This window comes from Nocardioides faecalis (genome assembly GCF_018388425.1).
GTDB lineage: Bacteria > Actinomycetota > Actinomycetes > Propionibacteriales > Nocardioidaceae > Nocardioides > Nocardioides faecalis.
Genome location: NZ_CP074406.1, coordinates 3,351,169 through 3,373,668 on the forward strand (window position 1 = coordinate 3,351,169; position 22,500 = coordinate 3,373,668).

Below are 22,500 nucleotides of genomic sequence, written 5' to 3' on the forward strand. Positions count from 1 at the left end.
CAGCCAGCTGTGGACTCCATCCTCCTGATGGTCATCGCGGTCGTGGTGATCGCGCTGGTCTTCGACTACACCAACGGCTTCCACGACGCGGCGAACGCGATCGCGACCTCGGTGTCCACCCGGGCACTGACCCCGCGGATCGCACTGGCCATGGCCGCGGTGCTGAACTTCGTAGGCGCACTCCTCGGAGTCGGCGTCGCCCAGACGATCCAAGGGATCATCAAGATCGGTGAGGTGACCACCTCAGGCGACGAGCACGATCGCATCCATGCGCTCACGATCGTGGTGGCCGCCCTGGTCGGCGCGATCGTGTGGAACCTGATCACCTGGTACTTCGGGATCCCCAGCTCCTCCTCGCACGCCCTGATCGGCGGCATCGTCGGCGCCGGTATCGCCAGCGCGACCACGGTCGAGTGGACCACCCTGGTCGACAAGGTCGCGATCCCGATGGTCATCTCGCCGCTCATCGGCTTCCTCGGTGCGTTCCTGTTCATGACCGCGATCATGTGGGTGTTCCGCAAGGCCAACCAGCACAAGGTCAACCGCGGCTTCCGTCTCGCGCAGACCGTGTCGGCGGCGGGCATGTCGCTGGGCCACGGCCTGCAGGACGCGCAGAAGACGATGGGTGTCATCGTGCTCGCGCTGGTCGCCGGCGGGTACTCCGACGGTGAGGACGTCCCGCTCTGGGTGATCGTCTCCGCCGCCCTCGCGATCGCGGCCGGCACCTACTCCGGTGGCTGGCGGATCATGCGGACCCTGGGCCGCAAGATCATCGATCTCGACCCGCCGCGCGGCTTCGCCGCCGAGGGTGTGGCCGCCACGGTGCTCTATGTGATGGCGATGGGCCTGCACGCGCCGGTCTCGACCACGCACACGATCACCTCCGCGATCATGGGCTCCGGCGCGACCCGTCGGTTCAGCGCGGTGCGCTGGGGTGTGGCCCGCGGCATCGTCGTCGCCTGGATCGTCACGATCCCGGCCGCCGCGCTCGTCTCGATCCTCACCTACTTCGGTCTCGCCGCGGTCATCCCCGGCAACTGAGCCTTCTCGTCGTCAGCGCCCGAGCCGTTCGGCTCGGGCGCTGACGCATTTTTGGAGCACGGCCAGCCGGGCGTGACCCCGGGCTCCCCGCGCCGCTCGGCTCAGCCGAACCGACCGGAGATGTAGGCCTCGGTGGACGGGTCGTCGGGGTTGGCGAACATCTTCTTGGTCGGGTTGAACTCGACCAGGTGGCCCGGCTCGCCCGTGGCCTTGAGGTTGAAGAAGCCGGTGTCGTCGGAGACCCGCGCCGCCTGCTGCATGTTGTGGGTGACGATGACGATCGTGTAGTCGCTCTTCAGCTCGTGGATCAGGTCCTCGATCGCCGACGTCGAGATCGGGTCGAGCGCCGAGCACGGCTCGTCCATGAGCAGCACCTGCGGCTGCACCGCGATGGCTCGGGCGATGCACAGCCGCTGCTGCTGACCGCCCGAGAGGCCCATGCCGGGCTTGTTGAGCCGGTCCTTGACCTCGTTCCACAGGTTCGCGCCGCGCAACGAGCGCTCCACGACCTCCTCGGCCTCGGACTTCGACATCCGGCCGGCGTTGAGCTTCAGCCCGGCGAGCACGTTGTCGAAGATCGACATCGTGGGGAACGGGTTGGGCCGCTGGAAGACCATCCCGATCTGGCGTCGTACGGCGACCGGGTCGACACCGGGGTCGTACAGGTCCTGCCCGTCGACCACGATCTTGCCCTCGACGCGCGCGCCGGGGATGACCTCGTGCATCCGGTTCAGCGAGCGCAGGAAGGTCGACTTGCCGCAGCCGGAGGGACCGATGAACGCGGTCACCGCGCCGGCGCGGATGGTCATGTTGACGCCCTGCACGGCGAGGAAGTCGCCGTAGTAGATGTCGACGTCGGAGATGTCGATGCTCTTGGCCATTTGCTGTGGTTCCTTCTCGACCCGCAGGTCACTTCTTGGGGGCGAAGATCCGCCCGACGATGCGTGCCACGAGGTTGAGCACCATCACGATCAGGATGAGGACGAAGGCGGCGCCCCAGGCGTTCGCCTCGGCGGAGGCGTCGCCGCGCAGGTTCTGTCCGTAGATCAGCACCGGCAGGGTGGTCATCGCGCCGTCGAACAGGTTCATGTTGGTGCGGTCGGTGGCGCCGGCGATCAGCAGCAGCGGCGCGGTCTCGCCGATCACCCGGGAGGTGGCCAGGGTGACGCCGGTGAGGATGCCGCCCAGCGCGGTGGGCAGCACCACCTTGACGATGGTGCGCCACTTCGGCGTGCCCAGGGCGTACGCCGCCTCGCGCAGGTCGTCCGGGACGAGCATCAGCATCTCCTCGGTCGCCCGCACCACGATCGGGATCATCAGCAGCGACAGTGCCACCGAGCCGCCGAAGCCGGAGACGTAGGCGGGCCCGAAGAGCAGCGTGAACAGCGCGAACGCGAAGAGGCCGGCGACGATGGAGGGGATGCCGGTCATCACGTCGACGAGGAAGGTGATCGCCCGGGCCAGCGGGTTGCCGCGGCCGTACTCGACCAGGTAGATCGCGGCCATCACGCCGACCGGCACGGAGATCACCGCGGCGCCGAGCGTGACCAGCAGCGTGCCGATCACCGCGTGGTAGATGCCGATCGGCTGGTCGATCTGCGTCTTGAAGAACGAGTAGCTCAAGAACACGCCGTCGACGCGGCTGGCGCCCTGGGCCACCACCCGCCAGACCAGCGAGACCAGCGGGACCACCGCGACGGCGAAGGTGGTCCAGATCAGCCCGGTCATCAGCCGGTCCACGGCGGAGCGGCGGCCCTCCACGGCCAGCGACCACAGCGGCAGCGCCAGCAGGAAGCCGAGCACGCCGACGACCGCGGCGCCGACCGCCGGGGTGCCGAGCACCGCGAGCAGGCCGGCGAACGCGGCGACGACCACGGCGACGACGTACGGCGCCTGCCAGGGCAGGCGGGGGCTGGTCAGCGACAGGTGCTGCACCCGGCTCGGGCGCGCCTGGTCGAGCACGGTCATCGCGCCATCCGCCTCTCGCTGCGGCCCACGATCCAGCGGGCGGCGAAGTTCACCAGGAAGGTCATCAAGAACAGCACCAGGCCGGTGGCGACCAGCACGTTGAGCAGGTCGGGGCTGCGCTCCTTGTACTTGAGCGCGATGTTGGCGGCGATCGAGGTCGGGCTGGAGGTGGCGATGATGTTCCACGACAGGTCGAAGCCGACGGAGAGCACCATCGTGACCGCCATCGTCTCGCCCAGCGCGCGGCCCAGGCCGAGCATCACCGCGGAGACCATGCCGGAGCGGGCATAGGGGAAGACCGTCATCCGGATCATCTCCCAGCGGGTGGCGCCCAGCGCGAGGGCGGCCTCCTCGTGGAGCCGCGGGGTGCGGGAGAAGACCTCACGCGAGATCGCGGTGATGATCGGCAGGATCATGATCGCCAGCACGATGCCCGCGGTGAGCACGGAGCGCCCGGCCGGGTTGGGTTCGCCGAACAATGCGCCGACGACCGGGATCGGGCCGAGGTTCTCGTGCAGCCAGCGGTGCAGCGGCACGAGCTTCTGGGCGAGGAAGAACGCGCCCCACAGGCCGTAGACCACCGAGGGCACCGCGGCGAGCAGGTCGATGACGAAGGCGATCGGGGTGGCGACCCAGCGCGGTGCGTAGTGGCTGATCACCAGCGCGATCCCGAACGCCAACGGCACCGCGATGACAAGCGCGATGATCGAGGCGGTGAACGTGCCGACGAGCAGCGGGCCGACGTATCCGGCGAAGCTCGCCGCGTGCGGTCCGTAGACCTCGGCGGGCTTGGTGAACCCGCTGGCGCCCTTGATCGCCAGGAACACGAAGACCCCTGCCAGCGCGGCGACGATCGTCAGCCCGGCCAGGAGGGCGATCGTCTTGAAGACGCGGTCGCCGAGGCCGCCGCGGACGGTCGTCCACGGCGACGGGGCCTCGGCGAGTCCCGCGGGGGTCTGCGTGGGTGGGGCTGTCACTTCGTCACCTCGAGCTCATGGGGTGGTGCGGCGGCGCGTCCGCCGGCGTACGGCGCCGGCGCGGCGGACGGGGCCGGGCGGGCGTGCCGCCCGACCCCGTCGTCGAGGTCACCGGGTGGTGATGCCGGCGACGATCTTCTGGGCCCGCTCGGCGGTCTCGGGCGCGAGCTTGGCGGAGCCGGCGAAGTCGGCCGCGTCGGCCTGCCCCTCGTCGGAGACGATGTACTCGAGGTAGCCCTTGACGTTGGCCGCCTCGGTCTCGTCCTCGTAGGTCTCGCACGCGATGAGGTAGGACAGCAGGATGACCGGGTAGGCACCGGCCTCGGTGGTGGCCCGGTCCACGTCGACGGCGATGTCGGTCTCGTCGCGGCCCTCCACCACCGGGGAGACGGCGACGGTCTTGGCCGCGCCCTCCGGCGACGGCGGGACGAAGGTGTCACCGACGGCCACGGAGACCGTCGAGAGGTCGCCGGTCTGGCTGGCGTCGGCGTAGCCGATCGCGCCGGCGGTGTCGCCGATCTGCTTGACCACCCCGGAGGTGCCCTCGGCGGAGAGACCGCCGGAGACCGGGAAGGCGTCGGCCGCCTCGTAGCCCCAGGCCTCGGGGGCGGTCTTGGCCAGGTAGTCGGTGAAGTTCTTGGTGGTGCCGGAGTCGTCGGCGCGGTGCACCGGGGAGATCGCGAGGTCGGGCAGCGCGACGCCGTCGTTGGTGGCGGCGATCTCCTTGTCGTCCCACTTCTTGATCTTGCCGTCGAAGATCTTCGCGATGGTCGAGGGCGTGAGCCTCAGCTCGGTGACGCCGGGGACGTTGAAGGCGATCCCGATGGAGGAGATGTAGGCGGGGATCTCCACGACGTTGCCGTCGCAGCGCTCCTTGGCCTTGGCCAGGTCCTCGTCGGCGATGTAGGAGTCGGAGCCGGCGAAGGACAGCGCGCCGGAGACGAACTGGCTGCGGCCGTCGGTGGAGCCGAGCAGCGCGTAGTCGACGGCCAGGCCGCTGTTCTTGCCCTGTATCGCGGTCCGCCAGGCCTCCTGTGCCTTCTCCTGCGAGGTGGCGCCGCCACCCTTCAGGTTGCCGGACAGGCCGTCCGCGGCCGGGTCGGCGCCGGACTCGTTGGCCGCGCCGCAGGCGCTCATCAGCAGGGCGAGGGCGGCGATACCGGGCACAGTGCCGCGGCGGATGGTGGTGGTGTTCAAGGGACGTGCCTCTCCACAGGTGAGGGGCAGCTCGCACCATGGCCCCTCGCTCGTACTGGACACCACGGACGTTAGGCAGCGGGGGTAACGCGACTCCCCGACGAACCTGAACGGAGGGTGAACAGTGGCGGTCGCCTCGCCTCAGGCACGACCGCTCAGGTACGACGCCCCGGCGCGTGCCGCTCGACGGCGACCACGTCCCCGCGGTGCAGGTGCAGCACCAGCATCTCGGCGGGCGCCAGGCCCGGCGCCTCGGGCGCGAGCTCGATCCCGAAGGCGTCGTACACCCACCCCAGGACGGGGCGGTGGCTGCACAGCACGGACGCCCGCCCCTCGACGACCTCGCCGACGACCTTCGCGACCCCCCGCGCGTTGGCGTGCTCCTCGCTGAGCTCACGGCGCAGGTCGAGGTCGCGGCCGGCGGCGTGGGCGTAGGGCTGCACGGTCTGCACGCAGCGGCGGCTGGGCGAGGAGACGAGGTGGCGCACGCCGTACGCCTCGAGCAGGCCGGCGAGGTCCGCGGCCTCCTGCTCCCCGGCCGCGGTCAGCGGCCGCTCGGGGTCCGGGCCGCGCCACTTCGCGCGGTCGAGCGCGTGGCCGTGCCGGAGCACGACGTGGGCGCGGGTGCGGCGCCGCACACCGAGCGCCTCGGTGAGGGTGGACCGGTCCCGGTCGTAGCTGAGCAGGCTCGCCGCGGCGTCGGTCGGCACCCAGCGGACCTCGTCGATCTCGTCGCCGGCGCGGTAGCCGGCCACGTCGTCGTCGCCGCGGACCCGGCCGGTCCAGTACCGCACCTGCTTGGTGCGCCCGTCGGCGAGCGGGTAGCGCTGGGTGGTCAGCGGCACACCGAGCCGCACCCGCAGCCCGGTCTCCTCCCGCGTCTCGCGCACGGCGGCGACGACGGGGTGCTCGCCGGGGTCGAGCTTGCCCTTGGGGAAGGACCAGTCGTCGTACTTCGGGCGGTGCACGAGCAGCACCTCGCGCCCGCGGCGGGTCGCGACCACGCCGGCAGCGAGGATCTCGGGCACGTGGCCTAGTCTCGCAGGCGACCGTTCGACGTCCAGGAGGTTCGCCGGTGCTCCGCCGTCTGGGTGCCCTCATGCGCCGGCCCCGCCGGCGTGTCGTGCTGCTGGTCCTCGTGCTCGTGGCCGTCGTCGCCGGCGGCGGGCTGCTCGCCTGGCGGCTGACCCGCGAGGAGCCGACCCGGTTGGCCGCCGCGGTGGCGCTGGCGCCGGCCTCCACGCAGCGGTTCGGCTGGACCGACTGGTCGGCGGTGCGCGCCGAGCTGGGCTCGGAGGTCTCCGCGTCGTCGTCGACCGAGGAGCTGGACGCCCTCCTCGCCGCGGCCTTCGACCGTGACCTGGCCTCGGTGAGCGCGCTGGTGGAGTCGGCGCCCACCCTGCACACCGAGTTCGGCTTCTCGCCGGCCTCGCTGGACTGGGAGCTGTTCGCCCAGGGCGCGGACGGTGCGGTGGTGTTCCTCGGCGTCGGTGAGGACTTCGACTTCGCGGCGCTGCGCGAGCGGCTTCGGGCGATGGGTTTCGAGGAGCCGGAGTCCGCCGACGGCGTGTGGCACGGCGGGGTGGACCTGCTCGAAGGGCTGGACGGTCCCGTCACCCCGCAGCTGGCAGCGTTGCGGCTCGACGAGGACGCGGACCTGCTGGTCAGCGGTGACGACGCGGTGTTCCTCGGCCAGGTCGACGAGGACGCACGCGGCGACGACGACGGTGTGGCCGCCGCAGCCGCAGCCGTCGGGGACGCGGTGTCCGCCTCGGTCTACACCGGCGACTACACGTGCGCGGAGCTGTCGATGAGCGCGGCCGACCCCGTCGACCGCACCCGCGCCGCGGAGCTGATCGAGGCCGCCGGGGACATCAACCCGGTGACCGGGTTCGCCATCGCCGCGCAGCCCGGCGGCGCGGTCCGGGTGGCGATGGGTTTCGAGTCCGCGGAGCAGGCCCGCAAGAACGCCGACAGCCGTTCGGTGCTCGCCGCCGGCCCGGCGCCCGGTCAGGGCGGCAGCTTCGGCGACCGGTTCGACCTGGGCCGGGTGGCCGCCCGGGACGCCGTGGTCACCATGGACCTGACGCCCATCGCCGGCGCCTGGGTGCTCTCGGACCTCAACCAGGGCCCGGTGCTGTTCGCCACCTGCTGAGTCAGCAGGAGGGCCCAATGAGAGGGCTCAGCGGAAGGAGCGCAGCCGCAGGCTGTTGCTCACCACGAACACGCTGGAGAGCGCCATCGCGGCGCCGGCCAGCATCGGGCTGAGCAGGGCGGCGGCGGCCAGCGGCAACGCTGCGACGTTGTAGGCGAACGCCCAGAACAGGTTGCCCCGGATCGTGCGCAACGTACGACGTGCCAGCCGGATCCCGTCCGCGGCCACGCGCACGTCGCCGCTGACGATCGTCAGGTCGCTGGCCTCCCGGGCCACGTCGGTGCCGGTGCCCATCGCGATCCCGAGGTCGGCCTGGGCGAGCGCGGCCGCGTCGTTGACGCCGTCGCCGACCATGGCCACCGCGTGCCCGGCCTGCTGCTTGGCGGCGACGAGGTCGCGCTTGTCGGCCGGCAGCACGCCGGCGACGACCTCCTCGATCCCGACGGCCGCGGCGACCGCGTGCGCGGCGCGCTCGTTGTCACCGGTCAGCAGCACCGGGTGCAGCCCCAGGTCCCGCAGCCGGGCCACGGCCTCCGCGGCCCCCTCCTTGACGGTGTCGGCGACGGCGAGCACGCCGCGGGCCCGGCCGGCCCAGCCGACCACGACCGCGCTCGCGCCCTCGTCCTCGGCCTGCGCGACCAGCGCGGCGACCTCGTCCGACATCTCGAGGCCGTGCTCGACCAGGAACGCGGGCCGGCCCACCGCCGCGGCGCAGCCGTCCACGGTGCCGGTGACCCCGAGCCCGGAGTGGCTGGCGAAGTCGCCCAGCGTGCCGCGCTGCTCGGCGGGCACCAGGGCGGCGACGGCGCGGGCGATCGGGTGCTCCGAGCCCGCCTCGAGCGTGGCCGCGATCCGTCGTACGTCGTCGGCGGACTCGCCGGGGGCGGGGTGCACGTCGGTGACGCGCATGGCGCCCGTGGTCAGGGTGCCGGTCTTGTCGAGGACCACGGTGTCGACGGCCCTGGCCGACTCCAGCGCCTCCGGTCCGCGGACCAGGATGCCGAGCTGGGCGCCGCGGCCGGTGCCGACCATCAGTGCCGTCGGTGTGGCCAGGCCCAGCGCGCACGGGCAGGCGATGATCAGCACGGCCACGGCCGCGGTGAACGCCACCGGCGCGCCGGCGCCCGCGCCGAGCCAGAAGCCGAGGGTGGCCACGGCGAGGGTGATCACGACCGGCACGAAGACGCCGGAGATCCGGTCGGCGAGCCGCTGGACGGCCGCCTTGCCGGCCTGGGCGTCCTCGACCAGCCGCGCCATCTGCGCGATCTGGGTGTCGGCGCCGACCCGGCCGGCGCGCACGACGAGCCGGCCGCTGGTGTTGAGGGTGGCGCCCACGACGGCATCCCCCGGCGCCACCTCCACGGGCACGGACTCGCCGGTGACCAGGGAGACGTCGACCGCGGAGCGGCCGTCGACGACGATGCCGTCGGTGGCGATCTTCTCGCCGGGGCGGACCAGGAAGAGGTCGCCGACCGCCAGCTCGGCCGGCGGGACCGTCGTCTCGGGGCCGTCCACGCCGTGGCGCAGCACCGCGACCTCCCGCAGGCCGGTATCGGCAAGCGCCCGCAGCGCGGCGCCGGCGCGGCGCTTGGACCGCTTCTCGAAGTAGCGGCCGGCCAGCAGGAACACGGTGACGCCCGCGGCGGTTTCCAGGTAGATGTCGCCCAGCCCGCTGGTCGGCGCGTCGCCCCACCCGGGCAGCAGCCGGAACGGGTGACGCATGCCGTCGGCGCCGGCGTCGCCGAGGAACAGCGCGACCAGCGACCAGCCGAACGCGGCCAGCACCCCGAGCGAGACCAGGGTGTCCATCGTGGCCGCGCCGTGGCGCAGGTTGATCGCGGCGGCGCGGTGGAAGGGCCACGCGCCCCACGTGGCCACGGGCGCGGCGAGCGTCAGGGAGAGCCACTGCCAATGGTCGAACTGCAGCGGCGGCACCATCGCCAGCACGATCACGGGGACCGCGAGCACCGCGGAGACGACCAGCCGGGTGCGCAGGGCGTGCAGCTCGGGGTCGGCGGTCGCCTCGTCGACGGTCTCGCCCGTGCTGCCCGGGTCGCCGATGGTGCCGCCGTTGCTCGCCGGGGGGTGCGTGCCGCGGTGCACCCGGGCGCCGTACCCGGCGGCCTCGACGGTCTCGATCAGGGTGAGCACGTCGACGTCGGCGGAGTGCTGGACCCGGGCGCGCTCGGTGGCGTAGTTGACCGAGGCCGAGACCCCGTCGATCTTGTTCAGCTTGCGCTCGATGCGGTTCGCGCACGAGGCACAGGTCATCCCGGTGAGGTCGAGGTCGACCTCAGTGCTGGTGCTCATCACCAGCCCCCTCGTGGTCGGTGTCGGAGTCGCTCGTGGTGACGGCGAGCTCGGCGCGACGCACCTTCCCCTCGTGCTGGAACTCGAAGAACAGCCGGTAGCGCGCGGAGTCGGCGAGCGCGGCGTGGAAGCCCACCGATCCCCCGCTCGCGCCGTCCTCCGGGTGCACGTGCAGGTAGGAGAGGTCGTCGGCGCGAATCGCCACCAGGTGGCCGTAGGCGCCGAGGTAGGGCTCCAGGTCCGTGACGGGCTCGCCGTCGCGGGTGACGTGGAAGGTGAGCTCGGAGCCGGCGCGGGCCAGGTGCACGTCGTAGCCGTCGACGGTGTCCGTGTCGCTGTCGGCGGGCGGCTCGGTGGGCCGGAAGTCACCCGCGACCGCGACGTCGGCCTGGGTCAGCGTCGCGGAACCGCCGCTGGGCACGTAGTCGGCGTAGAGCCGCCAGCTGCCCGCATCCAGGTCGAGGCGCTGGCTCCACTCACCGGTGGCCGGGTCCAGCTCGGGGTGCACGTGCCGGTAGCCGCCGAGGTCGTGACGCACGGCGACCAGGTGGAGCAGCTTCTCGTGCTGCACGTCGTACGACGTGACGGGCTCGCCGGCCGCGTCGCGGATCACGAAGGTGAGCTCCTGGCGCCCGGCGTCGTAGGCGGTGCGGGCCAGGTCCATCACGTTCGCCGCGGCCGGGTCCGCGGCTCCACCGTGGTCGTGGTCGCCGTCGGCGGGCTTCAGGACCAGGCGGTCACCGTGGCCGTGCCGGTCGTCGTCGGCGTCGTCGGCGCCGATCGGGCCGACGGCCCCGCCGAGCGCGAAGGCGGCGCCGAAGCCGAGGCCCAGCACGACGAGGAGGGCCACGACGCGCTGCCAGGCGTTCACGACGGGTCGGTCTGCTCGGCAGCGGGTCCGTCGGCGAGGGTGTAGCCGGCCTCGGCGACCGCCGCTGCGACGGCGGAGCGCTCCAGCGGGGCGGCGCTGGTGATCACGACGGCGCCGGTCTCGAAGCTGGCCTGGACGTCCTCGACGCCGGGGATCTCGCTGATCTCCTCGGTGACCGAGGCGGCGCAGTGCCCGCAGGTCATCCCGGTGACGGTCCAGGAGGTGGTGGTGCTCATCGGTCGTCTCCTTCGACGCTCTCGAACAGGGCTGGTGGTGGCGGGTGGCTGGTGGTTGGGGGCGGCTCAGGAGCGGACGAGCCGGGCGATGGCGGCCATCGCCTCGTCGACCTTCTCCCTGGCCTCGGCGTCGCCGGCACGGGCGGCACCGACCACGCAGTGGCTGAGGTGCTCCTCGAGCAGGCCGAGGGAGAACGACTCCAGCGCCCTGGTCATCGCGGCGACCTGGGTGAGGATGTCGATGCAGTACTTCTCCTCCTCGACCATCCGCTGCAGCCCGCGGGCCTGCCCCTCGATCCGGCGCAACCGCTTGAGGTAGTCGTCCTTGCGGTTGATGTAGCCGTGGTGGTGCTGCGTCTGGTCGACCTCGGTCATGCCGGTAACCATACCCCCCTAGGGTAAGTACCTCAAGGGACGGCGCGAAGCGGTCGGCCGAGGCACCGACGCGAGACGGGTCGAACCAGGCCGAGCCGGGTTGGGCTTCAGGCGAAGTGCGCGACGCCGAGGATGCGGTCGATCTCGTACTGCGGCAACCGGTCGTCGGAGGCGGTCGCGGCGATGATCAGGTTCGTGGTGAGCTCGACCTCCACGAGGAGGTCGTCGTCGTCGAGGGAGATGTCGAACTGGTCGCCCATCTTTCCCTCCCCGGCATTGCTGAGCGCGTGCCCCCGGCCCCATCGTCTCCCGGATCGTAGGCAGAAACCTGAGACTTCAGGAAAATTGCATGTGGCCCCACCGGGGTGGGGCCACATGGGTCGGGGTCAGCGGGCCTCGCGGTCCGCCGCCCCTCTCAGCTCGGTCTCACTCAGAGAGGACGGACGTTCTCCGCCTGCGGGCCCTTGGGACCCTGGGTGACGTCGAACTCGACCTTCTGGTTGTCCTCGAGGGACTTGTAGCCGTTGCTCTGGATCGCAGAGAAGTGGACGAAGACGTCGTCGCCTCCACCCTCCTGCTCGATGAAGCCGAAGCCCTTCTCGGCGCTGAACCACTTGACGGTGCCCTGAGCCATGTTGCTCGTCACTCCTCGTGTCGGGGCGAGAGCCGCCACCTCGACGGCCCGCAGCGAATGCGATGACACGTCGCTCCGACCCGTGATGGGACACCACAAACCAGATACGCCGTCGGCCACATGCTCCGCAGGCGTTCACCTTCGAACTGCATCCTCTGCGTGATCGACCCTACCAATCTGGTGCAGATTCGTAACCCGTCCTGCAACAAGTTCTTGTTCGGCTTCAATGAAGGTTCTGCTACGCACCCGTGTCGGTCGCGGAAACGCGGGTGCGCCCGCAGGCGCATCGCCTGGGCCGTATGGCGGCGCCTCGGCTCGGGTAGCACTGCGCCATGGCCTCGGACACGCTGCTCGGCACCCGCGTACGACGTGCCGACCTCGTCGCGCTGGCGGTCGTGGTGCTCCTGGTGGTGGCCGCGGCCGGGTTCGGCTCGCTGGCCGCGCAGGACTCGCGCAGCACCTACGACAACCTCGACACGCCCCCGTTCGCTCCCCCGGGCTGGCTGTTCGGGCCGATGTGGAGCCTGCTCTACCTGTTGATCGCCCTCTCCGCGTGGCTGACCTGGCTCGCGGTGCGCCGGGTCGACGTGGCGCTGGGGACGTGGCTGGTGCAGCTGGTGCTGAACGCCGCGTGGACGCCGCTGTTCTTCGGCGGCGACAAGTACTGGATCGCGTTCGTCGAGCTGTGCGCGCTGGTGGTGGCGATCGTGGCGACGATCGTGCTCTTCGTCAGGCGCCGCCGCCTGGCCGGCGTGCTGTTGCTGCCCTACCTGGGGTGGGTGGGCTACGCCGGCGCCCTGAACCTGGCGATCGCTCTCGCGAACTGACCTCGGTCAGGGGCGGCGGCAGCTCACCCGCCTTTCGTGCTCCTCGCGGAGCACCGGCGCTCTTCAGAGCTCGCCGTTACGGGGGATCACCCGCCACAGGGCGGACCCGGCTGCGATCAGCGCGAACACCGCGAGCAGGATCCACACGAGGTCCGCTCCCGTCAGCGCGAGCGCGCCCCCGGCGAGCCCGGCCGGTACCGTCGCCGGCAGCAGGCTGGTCGGTGCGTCATACATGGTCACCACCTCCTCTCACGGCGCAGGACGACGTCGGTGTACGCCTTGGCGTGCACCACTTGCAGGAAGATGTCGTAGAAGATCTCGTACATCGAGGCGGCCAGGAGCATCCGCCAGGGACCGCGGTCCTTGACCGTGACGATCCGCTCGACGACGAACACCGCAGTGATCGCCAGCCAGAACGGCCGGATGTACAGGCCGCCGTAGGCGTAGAGCGACCACGCGATGCTGCCGAGGAAGATCGCCGTGACGATGATGCCGAGGGCGGTGAACATCTGCCGCCCCCAGTAGCGCCAGGTCACCCGGGTCACGCCGTACTGCACGCAGTTCTCGAGGGCTCCCCTCTTCCAGCGCAGGCGCTGGTTCCACAGTGCACGCCAGGTCGGCATGACCTCGGTGGTCAACGTGCACTCCTTGGGGGAGAGCACGCTGTAGCCCAGGTGCTTGAGCGCGAAGGTCAGCTCGTTGTCCTCGGTCAGCACGGTCGTGTCGTAGATCCCGCCGCGGCCGTCGCCGCGGGGGATGCGTCCGTCGAGGCGTGCCCGGGAGACCTCGCGCAGCGTGGGGACCCGGAGGACGGCTGCGGTGCCGGTGACGACCAGGCACTTGCCCTTGAGCCGGCGCACGTCGCGGGCGTAGCGCGCGTACTCGTTGCGCTGCAGGTGACCGACGAAGGTGTGGTCGTCGCGGCCGCGGAACGTGCCGCCCACGGCGCCCAGCTTCGGGTCGCTGTTGAGGTAGCGGACCGCTGCGAGCACGAAGCCCTGGTCGAGCGCGCTGTCGGCGTCCTGGATCAGGACCGCGGCGTCGTCGCCCAGCTGTGGGAGCAGGACCGCGAGCGCCTGGTTGAGCGCCCCGGCCTTCTTGTCGGTGTTCCCGACGGTCTCGAAGACCTCGGCCCCCGCCTCGCGGGATATGCGGACGGTGTCGTCGGTGCAGTTGTCGGCGACGACGATGATCCGCTCGGGTGCGTGCTCCTGGACCTGCAGTCCCTGGATCGCGTCCGTGATGACCTCGGCCTCGTTGTGTGCCGGGACGAGGGCCACGACCTGGCGAACCTCTGCGACCGAGTCCGAGACCACCGTCCTCATCTCCTTCCTCGCTCCCGGCTGGGCCTTCCAGCCGCTCTGCCCGTCCTCCTCGGGCACTTCCAACATCCCGCGATCGGCGCTCGGAGCCTTCGGCCATAGGTCCACTCCCGAGGTCCGATCGGAGGTGGTCCGGATCGACTTTCGGATCGACCTTCGCCACGTGTTCCGCTACGCGCGGACGACGTCGCGCGCGCGCGTGAGGGCGATCCTGGAGACGTGAGAACCTCGGACCTCGACCGCACCGGCCGGCTCGGACGCACGGGCCGGGTGGTGCTCGCCGTCGTCCTCGTGCTCCTCGCCGTCGGCGCTCTCGCCCAGGTCCCGCTCGCGACCTACCAGGCGACGCTCGAGCAGACGGTGGCCTTCCTGCTCGGCCGGAGCACCGAGACGTACGACGAGGAGGCCGCCCGCGTCGCCGGCGACCCCGCCGCCGACACGGCGGCGGGCCAGCAGGCCGCGGAGCCGAGCCAGGAGGCGGAGGCGGAGCACGGACCCCTCTCGCTGGCCGTCTCGGCGTGGGACCGCACGTTCCGCGTCGTCGACGTGGCCCGCGGCGACCAGGGCGCGCTCGTGCCCCCGGACGACGTGAAGACCCTGGGCCGCTGGGACCAGGGCGCCTTGCCCGGGGACGGGTCCGGGACGGTCGTGCTGGTGGTGCACCGCGACAGCGCGAAGCAGGGCAGGGGGCCCTTCGCCCACCTGGAGGAGCTGCCCATGGGGTCGGAGGTGACGCTGGGCGGACAGACCTACCGGCTGGAGTCGCTGGACACCTACGCGAAGAGCGAGCTGCCGGCCCAGAAGGTGTTCGGCCAGGACGGGCCCGAGCGGCTCGTGATCGTGACCTGCGGTGGCAGCTACTCCTCCGCTCGCGGATGGGACTCCAACCTCGTGGCGACATTCGTGCCGACCCTCACCTAGGGTGACGAGGTGGCGTCAGGGTGGGCTCGGCCCCTCGCGTCGGGCTGGACGCTCGACGTGGTCGTCGTCGCGGTCACCCTGGCCATCGCCGCCTCGGAGATGGTGCAGGGCCGCCCCCACGAACCGACCCCGCTGCGTCTGGGCGTCTCGCTGCTGTGCTGCGTCGCCATCTTCTGGCGACGTCGCCAGCCCGAGCTGGTGCTGGGGATCGCCGTGCTGGGCCTGGTGCTCGCCCAGCAGCCGGGCCCGATCATCCTCGCGGTCGGGACCGTGGCGGAGGTCCACGGCGCGAGCCGGCGCACCTGGATCGTGCTCGCCCTCGTCTCGGTGCCGACCCTGGTGGAGCTCGCCACGCGCATCGGCCCGCTGGCCACCGTGCTGGCCTGGGGGGCGCTGGTGGCGTTCCCGACCGCCGTGGGCATCACCGTCGCGGGGAACAGGGCGACCGCGGCCTCACTGGCCGAGGAGCGTGCGCGCCGCGCCGCCGACGTCGCGCGCCGCGACGAACGCACGCGCATCGCCCGCGAGATGCACGACGTGGTGGCCCACCAGGTCAGCCTGATCGCGCTGCAGGCCGGCGCCCTGGAGGTGTCGGCGGACAATCCGCAGACGGTGGAGTCCGCGCAGATGATCCGGCGCACCGCTCGTCAGGCGCTCGAGGAGCTGCGCACCGTCGTCGGCCTGCTGCGCACCACCGAGTCCGCGCACGAGGAGCGGGCCCCGCGGACCACCCTGGCCGAGGTCCGCGCACTCGTGGACGAGTGGCGCGAGGCCGGCATGGACGTGACGCTGCAGGACCGCACGCCGCCGGGCTTCCTCGACGCCTGTCCCCCGCGGGTGGCCCGGACGTCGTACCGGGTCGTGCGCGAAGCGCTGACCAACGTCAGCAAGCACGCCGCGGGCGCCACGGCCACGGTCGAGCTGAGTGAGGACGAGGGACGGCTGTGCCTGGTGGTGCGCAACGGCGTCGGCACCCGTACGTCCTCCCGTGCGGCCACCGGCGCCGGCGTCGGGCTCTACGGGATGCGGGAACGCGTGGCCCTGCTCGGCGGCACCTTCCACGCGGGTTCGGAGCCCGATGGCGGGTACTGCGTCCGCGCACTGCTGCCCATGATCGGAGACCTCATATGAGCACCGCCGGGGACGAGCAGGAGCAGGGGCAGGAGCAGGGACAGGAGCAGCGACGGATCCGGATCCTGCTCGTCGACGACGAGGCACTCGTCCGAGCCGGGCTACGGATGCTGCTGTCCAGCGCCCCGGACGTGGAGGTCGTCGGCGAGGCCTCCGACGGCGTCGAGGTGGTCGACCAGGTCCGGTCGCTGTCGCCCGACATCGTGCTGATGGACATCCGGATGCCGAAGGTCGACGGCCTGCGCGCCCTGGCCCTGGTCCGCGCGCTGCCCGAACCACCGAGCGTCGTCATCCTGACCACGTTCGACCTCGACGAGCACCTTGCGGAGGCGCTCGAGAAGGGCGCCGCGGGCTTCCTGCTCAAGGACACGCCGCCGGCGGCGCTGATCCAGGCGATCCGGACCGTGGCCTCGGGCAACGCGATCCTCTCCCCCACACTGACCGGCCGGCTGTCCCGCTCCTTCGGGCACGAGGCGCCCCCGGAGCTGCAGACGCGGATCTCGACGCTGTCGGACCGGGAGCTACGGGTGCTGACGCTGATCGCCCAGGGGTCGTCCAACGCCGAGATCGCCCACGAGCTCTACCTGAGCGAGGCCACGGTGAAGGCCCACGTCACGCACATCCTGGGCAAGCTCGACGCGTCCAACAGGGTGCAGGCCGCGATCATGGCCTACCGGGCGGGCCTGCTGCCGGACGACTGGTCGTGAGCGCCGGGCGCGGCGTCGGGCTCGGTGTCGGCGCGGCGATCCCTTGGGTGTCGATCCGGACGGCGGTGCGGGTCGGCCGGGTCGCGTCGGCGGCGGTGGGAGCCGGCTGGGTCGGGCAGCCGGACAGGACCCGCGCCATGGCGTCCTTCTCGGCCGGCTTGACCCACAACCCGTAGCGGGCCTTCACCGCGACCTGGCGCGCGACGTACTCGCACCGGAAGGCCTTGTACGGCGGGAGCCAGGTGGCGGTGTCGGAGTCGGACTTGGCGGCGTTGGACCGACCGTCGGCGGCGAGCAGGTTCAGCGGATCGCCGGCGAACGCCGTACGGGTGGCGGCGCCCCAGCGCTGCGCGCCGGTCTGCCAGGCGTCCGAGAGGCTCACCACGTGGTCGATCTGGACGGCCGCCGACGTGCGCTGGCCGCGGAGGAACCGGATCGCCCGGCCGGTGTAGGGGTCGGGGAGGACACCCGCGGCGACCACGCAGTCGCGGGTGCCGGGCTTGAGGACGATGCCGACCAGGTCTCGGCGGAGGATGTCGTTGCGGGTGTCGCAGCCGTTGTGCCCGTAGGTCACGTCGACGTCGTCGGTCCAGGACGGGCCGAAGTGGTCCCGGTCGTATCCGGTCTTCGGCGCCCGTCCCTTGACCGTCAGCGTCTCCAGCTGCGCCAGCGCCGTCCCGGAAGCGACCGCGCCCGGCTCCTGCCCCGCGCCCGGTGAGCCCGGTGAGCCCGCCCCCTCGGCCACCCGCTCGGGTGTGGGCGCCTCCGTGACGAACGGGGCGCAGGCGCCTGCGAGGAGGACCGCGCCGGTGGCCAGGGCGGCCAGCGCGGCCTTCAGGCTGCGCGCGTGGGGGCGGCCGGGGTGGAGCGGATCAGGCACGACTGAACCGTAGGGCCCTCACCCCGCGCGCTCCGATTCGGGCGCGGACCTGGAGGTCTCGGATTGGGTATCCTGCGCCGGCGCCCGGGTGCGGCCTGAACGCCTCGGGTACCGAGCAGCGTGATGGACGAGCCGCAGGCCCCTCGTCGTTCGGTGGGCACGATCGGGTTGACCTTCGTCGCCGTCGGCGGCGTGGTCGGCTCCGGTCTGCTCTTCGCACCGCTGTTCGCGGCGCAACAGGCAGGCCCGGCCGCCATCCTCGCGTGGCCGATCGCCGCCCTGATGCTGGTCACGGTCGCGCTGGTCTTCGCCGAGGTCTCCGCGATGCTGCCCGTGGTCGGCGGCCTGGGCCGGCTGCCGACCTTCAGCCACGGCCCCGGGGTGGGTGTGGCGATCGGCTGGGTGGCGTGGGTGGGCTACGTGACCGCCGCTCCGATCGAGACCCAGGCGATGCTGGAGTACGCCAGCAACGACGCCGCCTTCCGCTGGCTCTTCACCGAGGACGCCTCCGCGAACGGCTCGAGCGCGCTGAGCCTGCCAGGAGTCGGCGCCGCGGCCGTGGTGATGGTCGTCTTCACCGCGATCAACGCGTACGGCGTGGCCCTCTTCGCCCGGATCAACACGGCGCTGACCTGGGTGAAGCTCATCATCCCGGTGGTCATCACGATCGCGCTGCTGACCCACTTCTCCACCGAGCCGATCCGTGAGACGGGGTTCGCCCCCGCGGGGACCACCGGCGTCCTGAGCGCGATCACCACCGGCGGGGTGGTCTTCGCGTTCCTGGGCTTCCGCCACGCCCTGGACCTCGCCGGCGAGGCTCGACGCCCGCAGCGGACCATCCCGGTGGCGCTGGTCGGCGGGATCCTCATCTGCGCCGTGCTCTTCACGCTGCTCCAGCTCGCCTTCGTCGGCGCGGTCGACCCCTCGGAGCTCGACCTCGGCTGGGCCGAGCTGGACAAGGGAGGCGCGAACGGGCCGCTGGCCGCCATCCTCACCGGCCTGGGCATGACCGCCCTGGCCAAGCTGGTGGTGGCGGATGCCATCCTCGGGCCGTTCGGGGCGGGACTGGTCTCCACCGCCTCCACCGGCCGGCTCGCGGTCGCGGTCTCGGAGAACGGGCTCTTCCCCCGCGTGATCTCGACGTTCTCCCGGCGCGGTGTCCCGCTGCGGGCGATGGTGCTGAACTTCGTCGTCGGGATGGCACTGCTGCTGGCGTTCCGGGACGGATGGTCGGAGCTGCTCTCCTTCAACTCCGGCGCCATCGTGCTCTCGATGTGCATGGGTCCGATCACCGTCGTGGCGCTGCGCCGCCAGCTCCCCGATCGCCCCCGGCCGTTCCGGATCCCGGCTCTGGGGGTGCTCGCCCGGGTCGCGTTCGTGGTGGTGGGGCTGATCATCTACTGGACCGGCTGGGAGACGATGAGCAAGCTGACGATCCCGATCGCCGTCGGCTTCGTGGTGCTCGGCTGGCGGGTGGCCCGCGACCGCGGGCTGGTCAGGTCGCTGGCGCTGCGCTCGCTGGTCTGGCTCGGCCCGTACTACGTCGGGCTGCTGGCGCTGACGTTCGCCGGCCGCTTCGGCGGCGGCCAGGACTGGATGCCGCTGGGGATCGACATGCTCGTCGTCGCGGCGTTCTCGCTGGTGATGTTCGAGTGGGCGGTGAGCTCACGGCTGGCCGACGAGGAGGCAGCCATCGCTGCCGCCGACGTTCGGCTGGAGCGCAGCGAGGGGACCGCTCCGGAGGCCTGAGGCGGCTTCAGCGCTGCTCAGCCGACGCCGGGGGTGGCCCGGCGTACCGCCTTCTTCGACGACTTCGCGCCGGACTTCGCGGCGCCCCACAGCCCCTGGGCGAGCAGGGTCAGGCCGCCGCCCACCAACCAGGCGTCCTTCGCCAGGCCGATGCCGTCCGGGCTCGGGCGGATGCCGTCGTCCAGGGTCATCGAGGGGGTCCGCAGGTACATGCCCACCAGGCTGGCGCCGAAGCCGGTGAGCGCCGCCCCCGCGACGGTCGCGGGCACGACGGGCGCCAGGAGCGCCGCGCCGACCGCGATCTCGCTGCAGGCGAGGAGCTGGGCGAACTTCTGCGGCTGCATGTCCTTGAACACCGGGTAGGCGCCCGCCGCGGAGCCGTGGAGGTACTGGGCGGTCCCTTCGTCGGCGCCGAGCTTGCTGAGCCCGGAGTTGAGGATGTACGCGCCGGTGGCGACGCGCAGCGGGATGTGGGTGGGGTGCATGGCGTCTCCCTGGGTCGAGGTCAGGTCCTCTCTCGACACTAACCACCGGACCAGGGAGCACCAGGGCCTGCGGCGCGACCCCGGCGTCAGTGGCCTGGCGGTTCGGCTGCAGTGGCGTCGGCGGAGTCCGCATCGGGAGCGTCGCGGACATCGGAGGCGCGGTCATGCCTGCCGAAGCGAGGCATGAACAGCGCCGGGATGTAGATGAGGGCGGTGAGGCCGAGCGCGATCCAGAACGCGAAACCGAACGAGTCGGCCATCAGCGGCCCGACCACCGACCTCGCCTGTGGCGACAACGAAGCGGCCAGGGAGTCCGAGCCGCCGCCGGGGTCCTGCTGGCGCATCCCCCGGTCGGCGAGCAGGCCGGTGAGGTGCGCGGACAGCACGGTGACGAGGATGGCGGACCCCAGCGACGCACCGATCTGCTGGACGGCCGACAGCGCCGGGGTGGCACGGGTGACCTTGTCCTGGCTGAGCTTGAGGTAGGCCGAGGAGATGGTCGGCATCATCACCGCCCCCAGACCCATGCCGCGGACGAACAGCGCGACGGTGAGCAACCAGTAGGAGGTGTCGATGCCGACCTGGGTGAACGGGAACGTTCCGAGGAGGGCGAGGGTGACGCCGACGGGTACGACGTAGCCGGCACCGAAGCGGTCGGTGAGCCGGCCGGCGATGACCATGGAGGCGACGGCGCCCAGCCCCTGCGGGGCGAGGAGCAGCCCGGCGTCCAGGGCGCCTTCGCCGCGCACCGTCTGGTAGTACAACGGCAGCAGGAGCATGCCGCCGAAGAGGCCGACGGCGACCAGGAACACCGCGATGTTGGCCATCGTGAACAGCCGGTTCGTCAGCAGGCGGACGTCGAGGATGGATTCTTCGCCCTTGCGGACGCTGTGCGCGACGTACAGGGCGAGGCCGATGGCTCCGCCGATGAGCCAGCCCAGCACGCTGGAGTGGTCGAACCCGCCTTTGGAGGAGGCTTCGGAGAGGCCGTAGAGGAGGGCGGCGAGGCTGCCCGAGAGCAGGACGAGGCCGAGCCAGTCGAGCAGGTGGACGTCGGCGTCGACCTCCTCGTTCGGCAGCCTCCACACGGCGAGCGCGATGGCCAGGATGCCGATGGGGACGTTGACGAGGAAGATCCAGTGCCAGCTGGAGTACTCGACCAGCGCGCCGCCGACCACGGGCCCGAACACCGGCCCCAGCAGCATCGGGACGCCGAGGATGGCCATGGCGCGTCCCATCCGCTCCGGACCGGCCGCCCGGGCGATCATCGCCTGCCCGGCAGGCATCAGCATTCCGCCGCCGAGGCCCTGCAGGATGCGGAAGGTGATCAGCGACTCGATGTTCCAGGCTGTCGCGCAGAGTGCGGAGCCGATGATGAACAGGCTCAGCGCGGTCAGCCAGGTGGGTTTCGCGCCGAAGCGGTCCATGGCCCACCCGGTGAGCGGGATGACCATGGCGACCGCGAGGAGGTAGCCGGTCACGAGCCACTGCGTCGTGGACAGGCTCGACTTCAGGTCCTTGCTCAGGGTGTCGAGGGCGACGTTCACGATGGTGCTGTCGAGGACGACCATGACGAGGCCGGAGACGATGACCAGCCCGGTGATGATGACGCTGCGATCCAGCCTCTCGGAGGCGTTCGCGGGTGTCGCTTCGGGTGAGTTCACGGTTCACTCCGATGGATGTGAAGTCAGCTCGCCGGGGTGGTCCTGCCTGACAGGTGACCTCGACGCTGGAGACGTAGCCCGATCCCAGCGGCGGCCGTGAGCCTGCCGTGGAGGGCTGCGCGAGGAGCTCGCCGGCACGTTCCGGCTCGCCCGTGGACTACACCTGCGCGGGCAGGCCTACCGTCTATGAAGCCGTCGATGAAGCCGTCTATGAAGCTCGAGGCGGTGATCATGCGCATGAACCGCTCCTGACCTGGGCTCGACTCGCTACCCAGGCTAGTGCGGCCGGCGAACTGAGGGGTGACGTGAACATCCGGCACCCCTGCGGACGGAAGCGCGCAGGGGCACCGGACCGAGCCGGTCAGAACCAGTACGCCGACTTGCCGGTGACCTTCAGCGGGCCGCCGTACACGGTCTCCCAGTAGCCGTAGTCGTCGCAGACGTAGGTGTCATCGGACCCGTCCCAGTTGGTGTCCTCCCAGTAGCAGACGTCGTTGCGCACGTACCGCCGGTACTCGGTGGACTCGAAGGACACGTAGATCGAGGAGTACCGCCAGGACGTGCCGCACTGCCGGAAGCGCAGGGTCAGGTTGCGGTCGCCGTCGGAGTAGGTCGCGTCGGACTCGATGCGGCCGCGGTGCTTGGCGATGCGCCGGACCTTGGCGACCGACATGCCTTTCTTGATCTTGCGGAAGCGCGCCTTGTTCACGCACTTCTTCGTGCTCGGCTTCGCTACTGCCGCAGCCTCCGCTGACGCGGTGATGGCGGGAGTGGCCTGGAGGCCGAGCGAGAGCGCCCCGGCGGTGAGCAGAGTCGCGATGAGCTTCTTCATGGGAGCAGTCCTAGGTGGTCGTGGTTGCTGCGCGGGAAGTGCGCGGCCGCGGGGCTGTGGCAGAGAGGCAGATGGCCCTCGTCTCGAGCCGTTGCCCGCCGGGCTGAGACCAGCGCTCAGCATCCGCGGGGCGACCGCCATGCGGTCCGTTGCAGGCTATGTGAGCGCGAAGACCGCCGACGCGGTGTGCGCCAAGACCGCACCGAAGTGCCCCTGTA

Annotated in this window: 24 protein-coding genes; 7 read left to right on the forward strand and 17 right to left on the reverse strand. The window is 71.6% G+C overall.

The features are described from left to right. Positions 1 to 27 precede the first annotated feature (27 nt). On the forward strand, positions 28 to 1,041 hold the full coding sequence (locus KG111_RS15775) for an inorganic phosphate transporter (protein ID WP_240195246.1): 1,014 nt from the start codon (positions 28 to 30) through the stop codon (positions 1,039 to 1,041). 101 nt (positions 1,042 to 1,142) lie between these two features. Here the strand turns inward: KG111_RS15775 and pstB are convergent, their stop codons facing one another. The 5 genes from pstB to KG111_RS15800 form a co-directional block, all read right to left on the reverse strand. Further along, positions 1,143 to 1,922 carry a phosphate ABC transporter ATP-binding protein PstB gene (pstB, locus tag KG111_RS15780; RefSeq protein WP_205289724.1) on the reverse strand — a complete coding sequence of 260 codons (780 nt, stop codon included), beginning with the start codon at positions 1,920 to 1,922 and terminating at the stop codon, positions 1,143 to 1,145. A 28-nt stretch (positions 1,923 to 1,950) separates the two neighbouring features. After that, positions 1,951 to 3,009, reverse strand: a complete 1,059-nt coding sequence (gene pstA / locus KG111_RS15785) for a phosphate ABC transporter permease PstA (protein ID WP_205289725.1) — start codon at positions 3,007 to 3,009, stop codon at positions 1,951 to 1,953. After that, positions 3,006 to 3,986, reverse strand: a complete 981-nt coding sequence (gene pstC, locus KG111_RS15790; RefSeq protein WP_205289726.1) for a phosphate ABC transporter permease subunit PstC — start codon at positions 3,984 to 3,986, stop codon at positions 3,006 to 3,008. Before pstC ends, pstA begins: the two co-directional genes overlap by 4 nt. Positions 3,987 to 4,094: 108 nt before the next feature. Then, a complete protein-coding gene (locus tag KG111_RS15795) occupies positions 4,095 to 5,183 on the reverse strand; it encodes a phosphate ABC transporter substrate-binding protein PstS (protein WP_205289727.1) in 1,089 nt (362 codons plus the stop codon). Positions 5,184 to 5,338: 155 nt separating this feature from the next. Further along, positions 5,339 to 6,211, reverse strand: a complete 873-nt coding sequence (locus tag KG111_RS15800; protein WP_205289728.1) for an NUDIX hydrolase — start codon at positions 6,209 to 6,211, stop codon at positions 5,339 to 5,341. 47 nt (positions 6,212 to 6,258) lie between these two features. Between KG111_RS15800 and KG111_RS15805 the strand changes: the two genes are divergently transcribed. Then, positions 6,259 to 7,338 carry a hypothetical protein gene (locus tag KG111_RS15805; RefSeq protein WP_205289729.1) on the forward strand — a complete coding sequence of 360 codons (1,080 nt, stop codon included), beginning with the start codon at positions 6,259 to 6,261 and terminating at the stop codon, positions 7,336 to 7,338. A gap of 27 nt (positions 7,339 to 7,365) precedes the next feature. On the opposite strand, the gene KG111_RS15810 is transcribed toward KG111_RS15805, so the two are convergent. The 6 genes from KG111_RS15810 to KG111_RS15835 all read right to left on the reverse strand — a co-directional run bounded on the left by KG111_RS15810 (position 7,366) and on the right by KG111_RS15835 (position 11,764). After that, a complete protein-coding gene (locus tag KG111_RS15810) occupies positions 7,366 to 9,648 on the reverse strand; it encodes a heavy metal translocating P-type ATPase (RefSeq protein ID WP_205289730.1) in 2,283 nt (760 codons plus the stop codon). Then, on the reverse strand, positions 9,632 to 10,519 hold the full coding sequence (locus KG111_RS15815; RefSeq protein WP_205289731.1) for a DUF8832 domain-containing protein: 888 nt from the start codon (positions 10,517 to 10,519) through the stop codon (positions 9,632 to 9,634). Before KG111_RS15815 ends, KG111_RS15810 begins: the two co-directional genes overlap by 17 nt. Next, positions 10,516 to 10,755 (reverse strand): heavy-metal-associated domain-containing protein, encoded by a 240-nt coding sequence (locus KG111_RS15820; RefSeq protein ID WP_205289732.1) that lies wholly within the window; start codon positions 10,753 to 10,755, stop codon positions 10,516 to 10,518. The genes KG111_RS15815 and KG111_RS15820 overlap by 4 nt, the downstream gene beginning before the upstream one ends. 66 nt (positions 10,756 to 10,821) lie before the next feature. Continuing rightward, positions 10,822 to 11,130 carry a metal-sensitive transcriptional regulator gene (locus KG111_RS15825; RefSeq protein WP_205289733.1) on the reverse strand — a complete coding sequence of 103 codons (309 nt, stop codon included), beginning with the start codon at positions 11,128 to 11,130 and terminating at the stop codon, positions 10,822 to 10,824. A 107-nt stretch (positions 11,131 to 11,237) separates the two neighbouring features. Further along, positions 11,238 to 11,390: a hypothetical protein gene (locus tag KG111_RS15830; RefSeq protein ID WP_205289734.1), complete on the reverse strand. Its 153-nt coding sequence runs from the start codon at positions 11,388 to 11,390 to the stop codon at positions 11,238 to 11,240. Between the two features lie 170 nt (positions 11,391 to 11,560). Next, positions 11,561 to 11,764: a cold-shock protein gene (locus tag KG111_RS15835; RefSeq protein ID WP_056749414.1), complete on the reverse strand. Its 204-nt coding sequence runs from the start codon at positions 11,762 to 11,764 to the stop codon at positions 11,561 to 11,563. A 332-nt stretch (positions 11,765 to 12,096) separates the two neighbouring features. On the opposite strand from KG111_RS15835, the gene KG111_RS15840 reads away from it, so the two are divergent. Further along, entirely contained in the window at positions 12,097 to 12,591 is a 495-nt protein-coding gene (locus KG111_RS15840; protein WP_205289735.1) for a TspO/MBR family protein, read from the forward strand. Between the two features lie 63 nt (positions 12,592 to 12,654). On the opposite strand, the gene KG111_RS15845 is transcribed toward KG111_RS15840, so the two are convergent. Further along, positions 12,655 to 12,825 carry a hypothetical protein gene (locus KG111_RS15845; protein WP_205289736.1) on the reverse strand — a complete coding sequence of 57 codons (171 nt, stop codon included), beginning with the start codon at positions 12,823 to 12,825 and terminating at the stop codon, positions 12,655 to 12,657. Positions 12,826 to 12,827: 2 nt separating this feature from the next. Beyond that, positions 12,828 to 13,916, reverse strand: a complete 1,089-nt coding sequence (locus tag KG111_RS15850; protein ID WP_205289737.1) for a glycosyltransferase family 2 protein — start codon at positions 13,914 to 13,916, stop codon at positions 12,828 to 12,830. Positions 13,917 to 14,132: 216 nt separating this feature from the next. On the opposite strand from KG111_RS15850, the gene KG111_RS15855 reads away from it, so the two are divergent. From KG111_RS15855 to KG111_RS15865, 3 genes are read left to right on the forward strand one after another with little or no spacing between them, the layout of a single operon-like run. Further along, a complete protein-coding gene (locus tag KG111_RS15855; RefSeq protein WP_205289738.1) occupies positions 14,133 to 14,834 on the forward strand; it encodes a class F sortase in 702 nt (233 codons plus the stop codon). Between the two features lie 9 nt (positions 14,835 to 14,843). Further along, positions 14,844 to 15,965: a sensor histidine kinase gene (locus KG111_RS15860; RefSeq protein ID WP_205289739.1), complete on the forward strand. Its 1,122-nt coding sequence runs from the start codon at positions 14,844 to 14,846 to the stop codon at positions 15,963 to 15,965. After that, entirely contained in the window at positions 15,962 to 16,672 is a 711-nt protein-coding gene (locus KG111_RS15865; protein ID WP_205289740.1) for a response regulator, read from the forward strand. Before KG111_RS15860 ends, KG111_RS15865 begins: the two co-directional genes overlap by 4 nt. Here the strand turns inward: KG111_RS15865 and KG111_RS15870 are convergent. Continuing rightward, complete coding sequence (locus tag KG111_RS15870; RefSeq protein WP_249666172.1) at positions 16,629 to 17,552, reverse strand: HNH endonuclease family protein; 924 nt, start codon at positions 17,550 to 17,552, stop codon at positions 16,629 to 16,631. The genes KG111_RS15865 and KG111_RS15870 overlap by 44 nt on opposite strands. 123 nt (positions 17,553 to 17,675) lie before the next feature. Here KG111_RS15870 and KG111_RS15875 point away from each other — a divergent pair, with 123 nt between their 5' ends. Next, positions 17,676 to 19,301, forward strand: a complete 1,626-nt coding sequence (locus tag KG111_RS15875; protein WP_205289741.1) for an APC family permease — start codon at positions 17,676 to 17,678, stop codon at positions 19,299 to 19,301. Between the two features lie 17 nt (positions 19,302 to 19,318). Here KG111_RS15875 and KG111_RS15880 read toward each other — a convergent pair whose 3' ends face one another. The 3 genes from KG111_RS15880 to KG111_RS15890 all read right to left on the reverse strand — a co-directional run bounded on the left by KG111_RS15880 (position 19,319) and on the right by KG111_RS15890 (position 22,282). After that, a complete protein-coding gene (locus KG111_RS15880) occupies positions 19,319 to 19,786 on the reverse strand; it encodes a hypothetical protein (protein ID WP_205289742.1) in 468 nt (155 codons plus the stop codon). A gap of 86 nt (positions 19,787 to 19,872) precedes the next feature. Beyond that, the gene (locus KG111_RS15885; RefSeq protein ID WP_205289743.1) at positions 19,873 to 21,450 is read right to left on the reverse strand and encodes an MDR family MFS transporter; all 1,578 of its coding nucleotides are present in this window, start codon (positions 21,448 to 21,450) and stop codon (positions 19,873 to 19,875) included. Between the two features lie 361 nt (positions 21,451 to 21,811). Continuing rightward, positions 21,812 to 22,282, reverse strand: a complete 471-nt coding sequence (locus tag KG111_RS15890) for a hypothetical protein (protein ID WP_205289744.1) — start codon at positions 22,280 to 22,282, stop codon at positions 21,812 to 21,814. Between the last annotated feature and the right edge of the window lie 218 nt (positions 22,283 to 22,500).